This window comes from Acinetobacter sp. Colony158, assembly GCF_019264745.1.
Taxonomy (GTDB): domain Bacteria; phylum Pseudomonadota; class Gammaproteobacteria; order Pseudomonadales; family Moraxellaceae; genus Acinetobacter; species Acinetobacter ursingii.
This window is the reverse complement of sequence record NZ_CP078523.1, coordinates 936,291-936,649: the sequence shown is the minus strand read 5'-3', so window position 1 is coordinate 936,649 and position 359 is coordinate 936,291. Positions and strand designations below refer to the sequence as shown.

Annotated in this window: 1 pseudogene; it reads left to right on the top strand. The window is 39.3% G+C overall.

Going from position 1 to position 359, the window contains the following annotated elements:
- Positions 1-352: pseudogene (locus JR005_RS14445) on the top strand (site-specific integrase); the annotation flags it as partial.
- Between the last annotated feature and the right edge of the window lie 7 nt (positions 353-359).

Genomic DNA, 359 nt, shown 5'->3' with positions numbered 1-359 from the left:
ACTTAAACTGTATGAAGGTGAAGCCGTTCGTAGTTACTTAAAAGTCGTGTTGTTACCCGAAATTCGCCTGATTGATCCGCAATTTCCAAGCTTTAAATTTCATGATTTACGTGCCAGTTTTGGTATGAATCTACTGGAAAGCCAGTTACAGCATTTACCTGAAGGGCATTCAGCTATGACAGCAGTTGAATATGTGCAAGCTCGGATGGGTCATCGTAATATTAGTACGACTTTGCAATATTTGAACTATAAATCACGGTTGCAATGGCGCAGTAAAATTCAGCATGAGTATGAGTCTAGCTTGATGAAATACGTCAAGTCCTCTGTGGATTTAGCAGGAGATTTGTCATGAATTTTAG